The sequence below is a fragment of the Dethiosulfatarculus sandiegensis genome (assembly GCF_000931935.2).
Classification (GTDB): Bacteria; Desulfobacterota; Desulfarculia; order Desulfarculales; family Desulfarculaceae; genus Dethiosulfatarculus; species Dethiosulfatarculus sandiegensis.
Genome location: NZ_AZAC01000014.1, coordinates 169,393 through 185,635 on the forward strand (window position 1 = coordinate 169,393; position 16,243 = coordinate 185,635).

Here is a 16,243-nt window from a genome sequence, read left to right on the forward strand (position 1 = left end):
TGGGTGGCCCTTTAGGGGGCCTAGCTCACCAGCTCCAGGATTCTGGCCACTAGGGCGCTTGGATCCACCGGCTTTTCAAAGAAGTCGTCAGCCACCAGATCCTTGCCGCTGGCGTGGGAATAGCTGGTGTCTCCCACATATTCGGTCACCGCGGTGAGCATGATCACCGGCAGCTCGCTTAGGGCGTCGTCCTTGGCCAGTTCCTTGGCCACCTGGTAGCCGTCCTTGTCCGGCATCATGATATCCAGGACAATCAGGTCCGGGTTTTCGCTCCTGGCCTTGGCCAGGCCTTCCACTCCTCCATAGGCCTGAATGGGCTCCATGCCTTCAGCCTCCAGGAGCATGCTTACAGCTTCCACCAGATCCGGATCATCATCGACAATCAAGATTCTCTTGCCCATACTCTCCTCCAGTTACACCAATAGCTCAACTTGGGTTTGCCTTATCGCCCCATCTCATTTGAAACACCCGGAACCGTGCAAAGAGCCGTTCTTGCCTCCTTTGGGTTCCGGAACTGTCTTGCCTAAATGCTCACCTCGGCGGCGGCCAGAATCTCCGGCACCAGCTCTTCCTTGCCAATGGCCATGATATGCACGCCGTGACAAAGGTTTTCCTCTTTGAGCTGTTTCACCATGCGGCCCGCGATCTTTATGCCCGTGGCCAGGGCGTGGCCCTTGGGCGCTTCGGCCATTTCCTTTATCAGGCTCTCCGGCACCAGCACGCCGGGCACGTTTTTGTTCATAAACCGGGCCATGCCCGCTGAGGTCAAAAGGATAATCCCAGCCAGAATTTTAACATTAAACCCATGGGCATAGTCCATAAAAGATTTAAATTTCTCCATATCATAGATAGCCTGGGTCTGGATAAACTCCGCCCCGGATTCGATTTTCTTTTCAAACTTGATCTTCTGAGGCTCCAGAGGGTCCGCCTCCGGGGTGACTATCGCGCCCACGCAGAAATCCACCGCCCCGTCCAGGCGGTTGCCCGCCATGTCATAGCCCTTTTGCAGATTTTTCACGGTGCGCACAAGCTGGCTGGATTCCAGGTCAAAAACACCCTTGGCCTCTTTGTGGTCCCCCACCACCACGGAATCACCGGTAAGGCAAAGCACGTTGTTCACCCCCCTGGAGGCGGCAAACAAAAGATCTGCCTGCAGGGCCAGGCGGTTCCGGTCCCGGCAGGTCATCTGCAGGATAGGTTCAGCCCCCATTTCCCTGGCCAGAAGGGCTCCGCCCAAGGAGGGATAGCGCATAACAGAGCTCTGATGGTCCGTTATGTTCACTGCGTGCACCTTGTCCCGCAAAAGCTCGATATGGTGCTTCATCTTTTCCAGATTCACCCCCTTGGGCGGGGCGGCCTCGGCAGTGATTACAAACTCCCCTGATTCAAGCACTTCCTTGAATGTGCGCATGGTGGGGCTCTCCTTACCGGTTTGATAAAACAGCCGTGCTAGCCGCTGGTCAGGCGGATTTTGCCCGGCTTTGGTTCCACATTGTAGTTCTTGGGCTCTTGATAACGGCGCATGCGGTCCAGCTTGCCCAGTTCGGAAAGCCGCAGGTAAATGCCGGTCCAGGCGCAATCCTTATCCGGGTCGATCTCGCATTTACCGTGGTTGGTGCCCCCGCAAGGCCCGTTGACCAGCCCCTTGTGACAGGCGGTTACCGGGCATATGCCGCCCGTGTCGCCCAGGATGCAGTCCCCGCACTGTTCGCAGGCCTCCTGGAACTCCCCTTGGGCCGTCTCCTTGCCCACAAAAACAGTGTCCAGGGCGGGTATAACCATCTTGCCGGTCTGGGTGGCCAGGGTCTGCACCCCATAGGCGCAGCTCATCACCAAAATGGCGTCCGCCGACTTTAGGGCCTTTTCATGCTCTTCCAGAATTTCATGGCTGAGCTGGTCGCAGGCCACGGGGATCACCGTGGTGCTGGTCACGATTTTGCCGTTTTCCATGAGCCAAAGCCGCATGGATTCCACTTCCTCCACCCCGCCGGTATGGGTAAGGGTGGCGCAAGTGCCGCAGCCGGCCACAAAAAGCCGGGTAAGCCCGTTCAACAGCCGTTTAAGTTCTTCCTGATCCTTGGCCTTGGTAATAGAGCGGATCATCTGCCGCCTCCCGGCGGGCGCTTGACGCGGCTTTGGGCAAAAGGCCCGCAACCGCGTGGTTGCCCGCTTTGTTTATTCTCCCTCAAGGTCGCAGCGCAGGCAGCGCCTGGCTTCGCTCCTGGCCTGTTCTTCGGAATAGCCTGATTCAACTTCCCTGAAATCACGCACCCTTTCCCTGGCTTCCTCAATGGTTATCGGCACCCGGCCGGTGAGCGGGGTCTCGGCCTCCTGTTGGGAAAGAAGCTGGTCATCCTGGCCGAGGGAGCTTTTTTCGTCCGGAATCTCAACCCGGGTCTCATCACCTTTTAAGTATTTGGCAATGGCCAGGGCGGCCCGCCTGCCCGAGGCCACGGCCCGGATCACAAAGGTGGGGCCGGTGGTGAAATCGCCGCCCGCGAAAATCTGGGGGATATTGGTGGCAAGGGTGTTTTCATCCACCTGCAAGGTGCCCCAAACCGCCCGTTCCAGGCCTTCGTCCTCGGAAAGAAAACTCAAGTCCGGGGCCTGGCCTATGGATATCAAAAGCGTGTCACAGGCAAATTTTTGCCGAACTTGGTCCTCGTAGGCCGGGTTGAATCTCCCCTCCATGTCAAAGACCCGGGTGCAGGCCATGAACTCCACTCCGGTGACCTTTTGGCTGCTGATAACAAGCTGCCTGGGTCCCCAGGAGTTTTCCAGCATGATCCCTTCGCTCAAGGCCTCTTCCACTTCCTTTTCCCAGGCGGGCATCTCGTCCCTGGCCTCCAGGCAGATCATGCGCACTTCCGGCGCGCCTAGCCTGCGGCAGGTCCGGGCCACATCCACGGCCACATTGCCGCCGCCGATAACCAGAACCCGCTCGCCCAAAGGCGGGGGCGAACCGGCCTTGACCTGGGAAAGGAAGTCCAGGCCATAGTAGAGCCCTTGGGGATGCGCCTCTTCGCCGGGTATGCCCACCGTGCGGGCCGCCTGGGCTCCGGCGGCAATGAAGACCGCGTCAAAGCCCTGTTCAAGCAGGTGGTGAACGGAGTTATTCTTGTCTATGGGAGCATTAAAGCGAATCTCCACCCCGCGCTTTTGGATGTAGTCAATATCCTGTTCTATGATCGGCCTGGGCAAACGGAATTCGGGCACAGTTACGCTAAGCATGCCGCCCGCCCGGTCCTTGGCTTCAAATACAGTGGTTTTGTAACCCATTTTGCGTAAGAAATAGGCGCAGGTCAGCCCGGCCGGGCCTGCTCCCACCACTGCCGCCTGTTTTTTTTGAGTGATGGGATAGGGCGCGAGGTGCTCCGGCCCTTTTTTGCGCACCCGGTCTGTAGCGTGGCGTTTAAGCGCCCTTATGGCCACCGGCTCGTCCAGCTCGCCCCGCCTGCATTTCATCTCGCAAGGGTGCACGCAGATGCGGCCGCAAACCGCTGCGAATGGGTTTCTCTCCCTTATGATGGCAACCGCCCGTTCATGGTCACCCCTGGCCACGGCGGCCACATAGTTCGGCACGTCTATGCCCGCCGGGCAGGCGTGTTGACAGGCCGAGATAACCATGGCGTCGCAGGCCGCGGCCGGGCATTTGAGTTCCTTGATATGGGTTTCGTATTCCTCGCGGAAATATTTTATGGTGCTCAAAACCGGGTTTGCGCAGCCCTGGCCCAGTCCGCAGAGAGAGGAGTCGCGCACAGTCTCGCCGATCTCCAAAAGGGTCTCTATGTCGCCGGGTTTGCCCTGGCCGCTGGTTATGCGGGTGAGGATGGAGAGCATCTGCTTGGTGCCGAGCCGACAGGGGAAGCACTCGCCGCAGGATTCGCTTTGAGTGAAGGTGAGGAAAAACTTGGCCAAATCCACCATGCAGGTGTTCTCATCCAGGATGATCATACCGCCGGAGCCCATCATGGAGCCCACGCTTTTTAAAGACTCGTAATCGATCGGCAGGTCCTGGAACCGGGCCGGGATGCAGCCTCCGGCCGGGCCGCCCATCTGGGCGGCCTTGAACTTGCGCCCCTTGGGAATGCCTCCGCCTATGTCGTTGATCACCTCGCGCAGGGTGATGCCCATGGGCACTTCCACCAGGCCGGTGTTGTTTATGCGCCCGGTCAAAGAAAAAATCTTGGTTCCCTTGCTGGATTCATTGCCGATTGAGTGAAAGGTTTCCCAGCCGTTTACAATGATCTGGCGCACATTGGCCCAGGTCTCCACGTTGTTTATGTTGGTGGGCTTGCCCCAAAGCCCGGATTGGGCCGGGAAAGGGGGCCTCAGCCGGGGCATGCCCCGTTCGCCTTCAATGGAGCGCATCAGCGCGGTTTCCTCACCGCAGACAAAGGCCCCGGCCCCCACTTTAAGCGAGATATTGAAATCAAAGCCCGAGCCCAGGATGTCTTCGCCCAAAAGGCCCAGGTCCCGGCATTGGGCCAGCGCGGTTTCCAGATGCCTTATGGCCGTGGGATACTCGGCCCTTACATACACATAGCCCTCTTGGGAGCCCATGGCATAGCCGCCGATGATCATGCCTTCCAGAACCAGGTGGGGGTTGCCCTCCAAAAGGGTGCGGTCCATAAAAGCGCCGGGATCGCCTTCATCGGCATTGCAGATAAGGTATTTCTCCTCTCCCGGGCTTTGGCGGCAAAAGCGCCATTTGGTGCCCGTGGGAAAACCGGCTCCGCCCCGGCCCCTTAGGCCCGCTTTTTCCACTTCGTCGATCACTTCTTCGGGGCCCATCTTGGAAAGCACCCTGGCCAGGGCCTCATAGCCCCCCCGTTTCAGGTAATCCTCCATGCTGTTGGGGTCTATGATGCCGTTATCCGCCATGACCAGGCGTTTTTGCTTGGCGTAAAAGGGAACTTCGCTGGAATAGATATAGCGTTTGTCTGTGCGGGGGTCGGGGTAAAGCAGACGCCCCAGAATGTTGTATTGCAAAAGGGTCTGGTCGATTATGTCGTTAACATCCTCGGGCGCCACCTGCTGGTAAAAGATGTCCTGGGGATTGATCACCACCAAAGGCCCCCTTTGACAGAATCCGGGGCAGCCGGTGGGCTTGAGCTCGATTTTGTTGTTCAATTTCCTTTTGTCCAGCTCACTTTTGAACTGCTCAAAGATGCGCACCGCGCCAAGGGCCGCGCAACCGGTGTCCACGCAGACATTCACGGTTATGCCCTTTTTATCCTCAAACAGGGAAAGGGACTGCCGCAGGCGTTCAAGATCCCGAACCGAGGCGAGCCTTTCCATGGCCTACTTCTCCTCTTGGCGGTAAAGGTCTATGGTGTCTTGAATGCGCCTGGGGTTTAAGCGGCCATATACCTGGCCGTTCACCACCATCACCGGCGACAGGGCGCAGGCCCCCAGACAGGCCACGGTCTCCAGGGTGAAGCGGTAATCCTCGTCTGTTTCGCCGTCCTTGAGTTCAAGTTCGTTCTGCACCACCCGGAGCACACCCTTGCCGCCGCGCACGTGGCAGGCCGTGCCCCTGCATACAGTCACCAGGTTCTTGCCCCTGGGCTCGGTGTGGAACATGGAATAAAAGGAGAGAACGCCTTGAATCTGGCTGGGAAAAACCTTTAAGTGCTCCGCCACCTGGACCACGGCCTGGGGCGGCACATAGCCGTACTCTTTCTGCACTGCCTGCAGGGCCGGAATAAGGTCCTTCTGGCCCTTAAATCCTTTTAAAATGCCTGCCAGTTTTTTCAGGTCCGGTTCCGGCGCTTGCATGGCTTTTGCCTCCTGATTATGTGCTTTCACACCTTGCGCAGGCTCACCCTGCAATAACAGGGCAGCCTGGCCGGGCTTGAGTTTGCTTCAAATAAATGGTTGACCTGGGCCGCCGGGGCTGCTGCGGATATAAAGACCATGCCCTTGTCCAGCCTGGGGTCCGGCCTCACCGGCAGCTTGAGGCTGCCTTGGGGCGAACGGATCAGGATCTGGTCTTCGGGGGTAAGCTCCAGGCGCTCATAGTCTTTGGGGGCCATACCGGCAAAGGCTGTGGACTGGGCCTTTATCATGCGCGGGGAATGGCCTGTGCGCACGCCCTGGCCAAAGTGGGGCAGGTCAAGCCCCACAAACAGGGTGTAGGGGTATCCCTTGATCACCGGCTGGGGTTTGTGAACCTGGTGCATGGGCTGGAAAACCGCCTGACCGTCGGGCAAACCAATGCCGTGGGGCAGGGTGTCTGCCACCAGCTCGTTGCCCGGAACGGGCCAGATAGAGGAGCGGTCCTCCAGATCCCGGGTGCTCAAGTCGTGATAAAGGGGCGCTGCCCTTTGGATCTCGGCCATGATTTCATCCACGGATTTGTAACCCCAGTCATGGCCCAGGGACGCGGCCAGCCTGGTCAGCACCTGCCATAAAGGCGGGAAATCCCCTGGCGAAGGAATTGCAGGGGCAAAGGCCTTGACCCTGCGCTCCAGGCTGGTCATGGTTCCGCCTGTCTCGGCTGGCCCCCGCAAGGGCAGGACCAGGGTTGCCTGGCGGGCGCTCTTGGTGAGGAACATGTCGCAAGCCACCAGGAACTCCAGCTTGTCCAGGGCCTTGGCAACATCGTCTCCGGCGGGCAAGGTCTCCACCGGGTTTTCGGCCAGCAGGAAAAGACCCTTCAAGTCGCCTTGGTCTGCGGCTTTAATCATGGCGTCATAGTCAAGCCCGGCCTGGTTTGGCGGCTCTTTGCCCCAAAGCCTTTTCAACTGGGCCTGGGCCTGGCTGTCGTCCACCGGCCTGTGGCCGGGCAACAACTTGGGGCTGAGCCCCATATCCAAAGAGCCCTGGCTGTTTGCATCGCTTAAGACCGGCAATATGCCCGCGCCTTCCCGCCCCAGGTTGCCGGTGATCAGGGCCAGATTGACAACCGCCCCGGCCAGGGCAACGGAATCCGGCAAGCTCATCAGCCTTTTGCCAAAGACCAGGCAGGCGCTCTCCGCCCTGCTTAGGGCCTTGGCCGCCTGTTCAATCAATTCAGGCTCAACCCCGTTGCTTTCCGGCTCAGCGGGAAACTTGATTTTTTCAAGCTCCTGGATCATCTCTGTGAGCCCCTTGGTTTTGGAGTCCACAAATTCGTGATTAATCAGATCCTGATCCAGGAGAGTTTTGATAAGGGCCAAAAGCAGGTTCAGTTCCCCGCCTGGCTGGGGATTTAAGAAAAAGTCCGCCCGAGAGGTTAATTGATGACGCAACGGGTCCAGGACAATCAGCCTGGCCCCTTTTTTCACGGCCCGCTTTACCGCATATCCGGCCAGCGGAGCCTCCTGGGTGAGGTCTGTTCCGATCAGCATTATGAGGCTTGTTTTTTCCAGATCCGCCAGGGTGATGGCGCCTGCGGCAAAGCCCGTGGCCTTTAAGATGGTTTGGGCAAACGGCGTCCAGTACAAGGCGGATGAGCTGTCCAGGTTGTTGGTGCCAAAGGCAATCCGGGCCAGTTTTTGCAGGAGATAGTTTTCCTCGTTGGTGCTTTTGACCCCGCCCAAAAAACCCAGGCAATCCGGGCCGTGTTCCTTGGCCAGATCGCCGAATTTTTGCTGCATGGTCTGAATGGCCTGGTCCCAGCTGATGGGCTCGAATCCGTTTTTGTACCTCAAAAGCGGGGTTGCCAGGCGCTGGGGGCTGTTAAGGTGGTCCAGGCCGAAACGGCCCCTCACACACAAGGTGTGGCTGGCCGGTCCGTTTTTTCTGAGGCCGGCTTTTACGCTTATGACTGTTTGATGGTTGTGGCTGAGGCTCAAACCGCAGCCGCAGGCGCAAAAGGGACAGATGCTTTCCGCGGTCTCTGCCGAATGGTTTATAAGCGGCTTTCCCTTTTCATAGATCGCACCGGTGGGACAGACCTCAAGACAGGTGCCGCAAAAGGTGCAGGCCGCCGCGTCCAGGGGAAGCGAGAACAGGGTGGCCGGATGGGCGTCAAATCCGCGTTTGTTGTAATCGATCACCCCTTCGACCACCAGGTCCTGGTCAGCCCTGAGACACTTTGCGCACATGATGCATTTGCTTAGGTCGCGGGCCATGAAAGGACCCCGGTCTTCGGTGCGGGGATGATAGGGCATGCGGTCCAGGCCGTGATCGCCCAGGCCCAGCTTGGCGGCCAGGGCCCTAAGTTCGCAGGTGTTGCCCTTTTCGCAGACCAGACAGGATTCAGGGTGAGAGGCCATTAAAAGCCGCAGAATATTGAGCCGGTTTCTCTTGACCCTCTCCGAGTCGGTTTCAATCTCCATGTTGTCTGTGATCTTGGTGACACAGGCCGGGACCACCACTCCCCTTTTTTTGTCCTCCACCTGGCAGATGCGGCAGGCCCCGATGGGGCGCAGAAAATCCGCATGGCAGAGGGTGGGGATGTATATCCCGTGGATGCGGGCCACCTCTAAAATGGTGCTTCCGGCGCGGGCGCTTATGGTCTGTCCGTTTAGGGTGAGGGTGACAGCTTGCACGCGGGCTCTCCTTTCCCTGATTGAGCGCATGGGCAAGGGGCCGTTTATCTGAGCGGAAAATTCCTGAGCCGGTCTTTATCTGTGGTTCATATGGTCATGCCTTGGCTTTATGTTCCAGGCGCTTAAAGCATGTCCTTTGATGCGGAAATCTGTTTTTCGATTTTCCGGGAGGAATCCGGCGCTTTTTCACATTTTCCGAAATCTCGACTTTTTTTGTCAAGATTATTCAGGCCGAGTCAGTAATAATGGGGTGAAGGCAACAGGGTTTATAAAGGCCGCCATCTTTAAAGGGCTTTGGGGGCTTGACCAGAAGGTTTGTAATAGCCGATGCTTGGAGATGGGTTTGTTGTTTTATCTGTGGGGATGGTGGGTTTTTAAGCCGAACAAAAAAATATCGCCGCCGGCGCGGAAATTCGAACAGGCCGGGACGAATCCATAGAACAGTTTTTTTCAGAAAACTGTCGGGAGGCTGCCATGAAGACCAGAGCGGATAAAGGGCGGTTCTGGAACCAGGAGCAGGAAACCCTGGCCTGGGAACAGAGGCTTTCCGGCCTGGAAAAACGCTTTTTAGCCACTTTCAGGCATGCGGCGAAAAATTCGCCTGCCTATGCCGAGATTCTGGCCAAGGCGGGAATTGAAGCCGAAGATATAAAAGGCTTTGATGACCTGGAAAAAATTCCCATCCTGCGTATGCAGGATATTGTAGAGCGGCAAAGGAGCCGACCTCCCTTTGGCGGTTTTGAGACGGTTGACCCCTCCCGGGTCCGTCGGGTCTATATCAATCCGGGCCGCATTTTCCAGCCCGGTGAATGGGATTATGAGGATACCTCCTGGGCCGAGGCCCTGGCCGCGGCAGGCTTCGGACCCGGCGACCTGGTGATAAACACCTTTAATTATCATCTGTGGCCCTATGCCTTCATGATGGACGAGTCCGCCAAAATGGTGGGCGCCACCGTGGCTCCCACAGGAGTGGGCAACACCCTGATGCAGGTGAAGATTATAAAGGATCTCAAGGTCAATGCCTTTATGGGCACCCCCAGTTTCTTGATGACCCTCACCCAAAGGGCCGAGGGCATGGGGCTGGATGTGAAAAAAGACCTGGCCCTTGATAAGGCCATGGTCGGGGCTGAGATGCTGCCCGAGTCCTTGCGCAAAAGGTTGCAGGAAAAACTGGGAATGGAGATACGCCAGGCCTACGGCACTGTGTTTCTCGGCTGCCTGGGCTATGAGTGCAGCCTGGCCCGGGGGCTTCATGTGCCGGACAATGTGCTGGTCGAGGTGGTGGACCCGGCCACGGGCAAGGCCGCACCCAAGGGAGTGGCTGGGGAGATTGTGGCCACCACCTTTAATCCTGTCTATCCCCTGGTGCGCCTGGCCACAGGCGATCTTTCCCTTTGGGCCCAAGAGCCCTGCGCCTGCGGCCGAACCAGTGGGGTTCTGCGCAAGGTCCTGGGCAGGGTTGATCAGGCAACCAAGGTGAGGGGCACTTTTCTGCATCCCTGGCAGACCGACGAAATCGCGGCCAAGTATCCGGAGATCTTCAAGTACCAGGTGATAATCACCAGAAAAGACCACACCGACCACATGAGCATGGTGGTGGAGGTGGCAGATGATTACCCCAAAAAGGATATTTTAAAGGCCCGCCTGGAAAGGGATTTAAAGGACCTGTTAACCATAAAGGGCGAGGCCAGGGTGGTTCGGCAGGGCTCTATCCCTGATTTTCACAAGAAAATCGATGACAAAAGGACCTGGGAATAGGGTGGCGGCATGGAAAAGGTCAAGATCGGCGGCATAATGCAGAGTGACGGCAGGGCCCTGGTCAAGCTCCTTAGTGTTCCCTCGAATCCCGAGGCTGCCGGGGCTGTCTGCGCCTCCCTGGCCGAGGCCGGTATAAACCTGGAGCTTTTGGTGCAGAGTTTTGATCTGGATGACGCAGGCAATTTCGCCATGGTCATAGCCCAGAAGGACCTGGACCATGCCCTTTCGGTGCTCGAGGCCGTAAAGCCAAAGGTCCAGGCCAAGGGGGTGACCTATCATCCCGATGTGGCGGTTATCAGTGTCTTTGGCCCCCATTTAAGGGAAAAACCCAGAATCCCGGGCATGATGTTCATGGCGGTGGCCTCGGTGGGGGTGGGTCCATTGGCCATTGCCACTTCCATTTCCAGCGTATCGTGTGTGGTGGAGGGAGGGCATTTGGATGCGGCGGTCCAGGCCCTGAATGAATCCTTTGACGCGCCTTTTCAGGTTAAGAAAAGGCCCAAGGAATATTAGCAGGCCGCCCACAGACAGCCTGCCGGTTGGCCTGCGGTTCAGCCGTTGGCCGGCTTTTTCTTTTTCCATTTTCTGGCGTTGGTCAGGCGGCGGATCACGAATCTGCCCAGGGCATGTTCATCGTGCTTTCTCAAAAGGCTCATAACCTTGGCCACCGGCACCTCGGCCCGGGCCACGGTTTTGTGCCCGCCTGCCGAGCCGATCTCCCCAAAGGCTGTTTGGGCCAGTTTGCCCGCGCTGAAACGGGGTGAGGCGTTTCTGATGATTATCACCAGGTTCTCACCGTAAATTCCGCTCACCGCACAGGAATCGACATTATCCACCTTGAGGAAGAAATCCGCGTTCTGAACCAGGTTGTCCGGGGAGTTTACTTCTCCTAAATAGGCATAAAGCCAGTGCTTTTTAATGACCGCCCGGTCCAGGGCCAGGCGCAGGATGGCCAGGTCCTTGACCCTCATCTCACTGAATTCAATCTTGCGCAGAACAGACTGGTTGGCTTTGGGAAAGAGGAACCTGAAGGCCTTGACGTCCTGCTCCAGGGTGGGGCGCTGGAACCCGCCTGTGTCGTTTTTAATGCCGTACACCAGTGCTGTTGCCAGCCGGGTGGACGGAGTTATCTTGGCTCCTCTTAAATATTCAGTCATAATAGAAGAGTTAGCCCCGTAGCGGGAGCGTACATCCAGATAATCCGCTTTATGACTGTTTTCTGCCAGGGGATGGTGATCAATGATCACCTGAGCATCCAGTTTCTCAAAAAGCTCATTGTGGTTTGGCTGACTGTCCAGAAGCACTCGCTTGGTAAAATCATCCGGATTTTGCTTTTGCAGCTGCTCTAAGGGGATATTCAACAGTCGCACCATGGTCAGATTGTCCGGCCGGTCTATTTCATTGGCGCAGGCAATCACCACCTGGGCTACTTTGCGCCATAGAAGCCTTTTCATGGCCAGAGCGGAGGCCAAAGAATCCGGGTCCGCTTCAATGGCGATCAAAACACGGTCTTCGGAACTGAATTGGGCCAATAACCTGCGACTTTGTTCGGGCAGACTGCGCGGCTTGGCATTGGGCGTTTGATTCTTCATTGTCATTTTCAAAAGGCCGCTATTTATCGTGGTTAATAATTAACAAGAATACCATTAACTAAAGGGGTGTACTACTATCCAAAACCAAATGTAAAAAACCGATTTATCCCTTGACCTCCCTAAGGCCTCTGGGATAATTGCCGATTAAGGAGTCATTTTAAAGATGCCTTTTAATACAGTCCATAAAACCTTTCAACATACTTTTCCCAGGGAGTAAGGAACATGAGCAATGATCTATGGAATGGTAACACCGCTCCACTGAAGATTCAGGACCTGACGCTTCGCGATGGTCATCAGTCCTTGTTCGCGACCCGTATGCGCACAGAGGACATGGTCCCGATTGCCGAGCAATTGGACGAGGCCGGCTTCTGGGCTTTGGAGGTTTGGGGCGGTGCCACTTTTGACTCCATGAGCCGCTTTTTGGGTGAGGATCCGTGGGAGCGTCCCAGGATTCTGCGAAAATATGCCAAGAATACTCCTTTCTCCATGCTGCTGCGCGGTCAGAACCTGGTGGGCTACAGAAACTATGCCGACGATGTGGCCCGGGAATTTGTGGACAAAAGCTGTGAAGCCGGGATCAACGTCTTCAGGGTGTTCGACGCCCTTAACGACTACCGCAACTTTGAGACAGTGGTCGAGCGCATCAAGGCCAATGGCCAGCATTTTCAGGGCACTATCTGCTACTCCCTGACCGAGCGCAAATTGGGCGGCGAGGTCTTCAGCCTGGCTTACTACCTTGATAAGGCCAGGCAACTGGTCGAGATGGGCGCGGATACCATCTGCGTAAAGGATATGGCGGGCCTGATCGCGCCTTATGACGCCTACACCCTGATCAAAGCGCTTAAGGAAAAGGTCGATCTGCCCCTGCATCTGCACACCCATTACACCAGCGGCATGGCCAGTATGTCCTGTTTAAAGGCCGCCGAGGCTGGTGTTGACATCATAGACTGCTGCCTGGCTCCGTTTGCTCTGCGCACCAGCCATCCCGCTGTGGAGCCCATGATTGTGGCCATGGAGGGAACCCCCAGGGATACGGGCATGGATCTTAAGGCCATGCTGACCATGGGCGAGCATCTGGAGAAAATTGCTCCCAAATATCGCGACTATATGGCCACCAACCGCATGGCCACCATAGATACCGGCGTTTTGGTGCACCAGGTGCCCGGCGGCATGATCTCCAACCTGGTGAGCCAGTTGAAGCAGGCCGGAGCCCTGGACCGCCTACCCGAGGTATACGCAGAAGTGGCGCAGGCCAGAAAGGATCTCGGCACCCCGCCTCTGGTCACCCCCACCAGCCAGATTGTGGGCGTTCAGTCTGTTTTGAACGTACTCTTTGGCAGGTACAAGATGGTGACCAACCAGGTCAAGGACCTGGTCTACGGCCTTTACGGCAAGACCCCCACCAAACCCGACCCGGAAGTGCGGGCCAAATGCCTGCGCGGCTATTCCCGCGGCACCGAGCCTTTTGACGGGCGTCCGGCCGACGTGCTCGAGCCTGAAATGGAAGCCGCCAAGAAGAGGGTGGCGGATATCCCCGGTTCAGATGACTGGGATGTGATGACCAGCGCCATCTACGATGTCACCGGCACCCAGTTTGTCAAGATTAAACGCGGTGTGGAAGAGATGCCTGCCGAGATGAAAGGCAAGACCTTGGAAGACGTAGCCGCGGAAGACAAGGCCATGGATGATTGCATGAAAGAGTATAAAAAAGGTAAATAACCTTTTTCTTTAAATTGCCTTGTTGTTAAAGCCGTCGCTCCGGGAAGGGGCGGCGGCTTTTCATGTTTTGGAAGCGTTTTATCAAAAAGGCGGTAAGCTTGACGCCGCGAAAAAAAAGTGCTCCCGTAGTAAGCTTTCTGTCATAGTTTATTTGTCTTCTTCTTATAGTGCCTGACCGGTTTTGGATTGGCCGCTGCTTTTGCCCCTTAATTCCGCTTTTGGCTTTTTCAGGTTGTAAAATGGAAAACAAAAAGAAGATATGTGCAGCATGCAGGCCTGATTGGTTGCCTGTTTCAGCTTATTTAAGGTTATAATTTTTCAGTTTCCGGTTTTATGAGCGCCTTGTTTTCTAGATACAATATATTTGCGATTATCTTTTTGTTTCGGCGGTTTATCTGTAGTTATAATAACCGTCTTGCTATTTTAAAAAACCAAGGCTAAAACAATAAATAAGTGCCTTTAAATAAAAACAGCCGGTTGTATGTGTTTTTCCAATGACTTGCTTTGGCCGAGGGAGGGCAAAATGCTTAGCGAAAAAATGGAAAAGGCCTTTAATGAGCAGATCAAGTGGGAGATTTATTCCTCTTACCTTTATATGTCCATGGCAACCTATTGCGAGGCTCTTCCCATGCCGGGTTTTGCCCACTGGCTCAAGGTCCAGGCCCAGGAAGAGCTGAGCCATGTCTTGAAAATGAATCAGTTTGTCAGTGAAAGGGGCGGCCGGGTAAGGCTAATGCCCATAGACGGCCCGGCCACTGACTGGGAGTCTCCCCTGGCCGTGGCCGAGCAGGTGCTGGAGCATGAAAAGGTGGTGAGCAAAAGGATCAATGATCTGGTGGACCTGGCCCAGGCGGAAAAAGATCACGCCAGTTTCAGCTTTTTGCAGTGGTTTGTAAATGAGCAGGTGGAGGAAGAGGCCAACGCCCAGGACCTGGTGGGGCAGCTCAAGATGGTCGCAAATGCGGCCGGAGGCCTGTTTATGCTGGATAAAGAGCTGGCTGCCCGGGCGTTCACCATGCCCGTGGGCCTGACGATTTAATCCTGACCCCATTAAAAGGCCCTGGGCAATGACTGTTTTCTGGAAGGCCGTGCCCGGTCTTTGTCTTTTCCCTTTATTGCCCGGGGTTAATAGAAATTTTGTTGGAGCGATAATTAAATGAAGCGATGTTTGCTTTTGGGGTGCCTTTTACTTTTTGTTTTCGGTTTTTGTGTGAATTCGGCCCTTGCGGCCGAGCAATCCCCGCCCATAAGTGAGGCGACCCAGTCCTGCCTGGACTGCCACAGCGAGGCAACTCCCGGAATTGTGGCCGGCTGGGAAAAAAGCGCTCACGCCCGGACAACCGTGGCTCGGGGGCTTAAGCGGCCCGAGCTTGAACAAAGGGTCTCGGCCGGGGACAAGGCGCCCGAGGAATTCAAAAACTTTGCAGTGGGCTGCGCTGAATGCCATATCGGCACAGTGGAGCACCCGGACGCTTTTCAGCATGATGAATTCATGGTCCATACCGTGGTTTCACCTCGGGACTGCGCCCAGTGTCATCCCAAGGAGGTTTCCCAATACGCTGAAAATATCATGTCCCAGGCCCACGGCAATCTGATGAATAACCCGGTTTATCTGGACTTGGTCAAACAGGTGGCCGGCCGTTTCAAGTTCAAGCCGTCCGGTCTGGCCCATACACCTCCCCTGGATATGGACCTGGCGGATTCATGCCTTTACTGCCATGGCGCCAAGGTGGAGCAAAAGGGCGTGCGCAAGGTGGTGACCGACTTAGGAGAATTCGAGTTCCCCGTATGGTCCAACTGGCCCAACCACGGGGTGGGGCGTATAAACCCGGACAAGAGCAAGGGCTCATGTGCGGCCTGTCATTCAAGACACACCTTTTCCATTGAAATGGCCCGCAAACCGGCCACCTGCTCGGAGTGCCACAAGGGGCCGGATGTTCCGGCCTATAAGGTCTATGAGGTGAGCAAGCACGGCAACTTATATAAATCATTGGGTCATAAGTGGAATTTCAAATCCGTACCCTGGGTGGCGGGCAAAGATTACAATGCCCCCACCTGCGCGGCCTGCCATATAAGCCTGGTGACAGACCCCGCGGGCAATGTGGTGGCAAAAAGAACCCACCGCATGAACGATCGCCTGGGAAACCGGCTTTTGGGCCTGATTTACGCCCATTCCCATCCCAAGAGTCCGGACACCTCGATCATTAAAAATGCGGACAACCTGCCTCTGCCCACCACTTTGTCCGGGCAAGAGGCGGAGAAGTTTTTGATCGGTGAAAAGGAAAAACAAAAAAGGCGTGAGGCTATGAGCGGCATCTGCCTCTCCTGCCATGCCTCGGGTTGGGTGGAAGGGCATTTTGCCAGGCTGGATAACACCATTGACTATACCAACCAGATGGTAAAGGCCTCCACGCAAACGCTGGCCAAGGCCTGGGAAAAGGGGCAGGTCAAGGGCCTTGACCAGAAGGACAGCATGTTCAACGAATCCTTGGAAAGGCTCTGGGCTGGGCAGTGGCTGATCTATGCCAACAATATTCGCCTGGCCGCAGCCATGGCCGGTGCTGACTACGGCACCTTTGCCGACGGCAGGTGGCAGCTTTCCAACCGTCTTTTGGAGATGCAAAAACGTCTGGATCAAGGCTCCACGAAAAAATAGCCCCTGATCATCATTAGAACAGCCCGGCGATTTGCCTT

Annotated in this window: 12 protein-coding genes; 5 read left to right on the top strand and 7 right to left on the bottom strand. The window is 56.2% G+C overall.

Going from position 1 to position 16,243, the window contains the following annotated elements; genetic code table 11:
* Positions 1-20: 20 nt before the first annotated feature.
* The 6 genes from X474_RS10470 to X474_RS10495 all read right to left on the bottom strand — a co-directional run bounded on the left by X474_RS10470 (position 21) and on the right by X474_RS10495 (position 8,480).
* The gene (locus X474_RS10470) at positions 21-401 is read right to left on the bottom strand and encodes a response regulator transcription factor (protein WP_044348733.1); all 381 of its coding nucleotides are present in this window, start codon (positions 399-401) and stop codon (positions 21-23) included.
* A gap of 122 nt (positions 402-523) precedes the next feature.
* Positions 524-1,411: a methylenetetrahydrofolate reductase gene (locus X474_RS10475; RefSeq protein ID WP_044348735.1), complete on the bottom strand. Its 888-nt coding sequence runs from the start codon at positions 1,409-1,411 to the stop codon at positions 524-526.
* A gap of 38 nt (positions 1,412-1,449) precedes the next feature.
* Entirely contained in the window at positions 1,450-2,103 is a 654-nt protein-coding gene (locus X474_RS10480) for a methylenetetrahydrofolate reductase C-terminal domain-containing protein (RefSeq protein WP_044348737.1), read from the bottom strand.
* 72 nt (positions 2,104-2,175) lie between these two features.
* Positions 2,176-5,301: an NADH-quinone oxidoreductase subunit NuoF gene (gene nuoF / locus X474_RS10485; protein WP_044348738.1), complete on the bottom strand. Its 3,126-nt coding sequence runs from the start codon at positions 5,299-5,301 to the stop codon at positions 2,176-2,178.
* Positions 5,302-5,304: 3 nt separating this feature from the next.
* Positions 5,305-5,781, bottom strand: a complete 477-nt coding sequence (locus X474_RS10490) for an NADH-quinone oxidoreductase subunit NuoE family protein (protein WP_044348740.1) — start codon at positions 5,779-5,781, stop codon at positions 5,305-5,307.
* Positions 5,782-5,807: 26 nt separating this feature from the next.
* The gene (locus X474_RS10495) at positions 5,808-8,480 is read right to left on the bottom strand and encodes a molybdopterin-dependent oxidoreductase (protein WP_044348741.1); all 2,673 of its coding nucleotides are present in this window, start codon (positions 8,478-8,480) and stop codon (positions 5,808-5,810) included.
* 474 nt (positions 8,481-8,954) lie between these two features.
* Between X474_RS10495 and X474_RS10505 the strand changes: the two genes are divergently transcribed.
* Together X474_RS10505 and X474_RS10510 are read left to right on the top strand one after the other, a co-directional pair.
* On the top strand, positions 8,955-10,238 hold the full coding sequence (locus X474_RS10505; RefSeq protein WP_052515086.1) for a phenylacetate--CoA ligase family protein: 1,284 nt from the start codon (positions 8,955-8,957) through the stop codon (positions 10,236-10,238).
* 9 nt (positions 10,239-10,247) lie between these two features.
* Positions 10,248-10,751, top strand: a complete 504-nt coding sequence (locus X474_RS10510) for an ACT domain-containing protein (protein WP_044348744.1) — start codon at positions 10,248-10,250, stop codon at positions 10,749-10,751.
* A 38-nt stretch (positions 10,752-10,789) separates the two neighbouring features.
* Here the strand turns inward: X474_RS10510 and X474_RS10515 are convergent, their stop codons facing one another.
* Positions 10,790-11,830 carry a DHH family phosphoesterase gene (locus tag X474_RS10515; protein ID WP_044349070.1) on the bottom strand — a complete coding sequence of 347 codons (1,041 nt, stop codon included), beginning with the start codon at positions 11,828-11,830 and terminating at the stop codon, positions 10,790-10,792.
* A 222-nt stretch (positions 11,831-12,052) separates the two neighbouring features.
* Between X474_RS10515 and X474_RS10520 the strand changes: the two genes are divergently transcribed.
* The 3 genes from X474_RS10520 to X474_RS10535 all read left to right on the top strand — a co-directional run bounded on the left by X474_RS10520 (position 12,053) and on the right by X474_RS10535 (position 16,205).
* Positions 12,053-13,549 carry a pyruvate carboxylase subunit B gene (locus X474_RS10520; protein WP_044348746.1) on the top strand — a complete coding sequence of 499 codons (1,497 nt, stop codon included), beginning with the start codon at positions 12,053-12,055 and terminating at the stop codon, positions 13,547-13,549.
* 523 nt (positions 13,550-14,072) lie between these two features.
* The gene (locus X474_RS10530) at positions 14,073-14,588 is read left to right on the top strand and encodes a ferritin (RefSeq protein WP_044348748.1); all 516 of its coding nucleotides are present in this window, start codon (positions 14,073-14,075) and stop codon (positions 14,586-14,588) included.
* A gap of 117 nt (positions 14,589-14,705) precedes the next feature.
* Entirely contained in the window at positions 14,706-16,205 is a 1,500-nt protein-coding gene (locus X474_RS10535) for a multiheme c-type cytochrome (protein ID WP_044348749.1), read from the top strand.
* Positions 16,206-16,243: the final 38 nt, after the last annotated feature.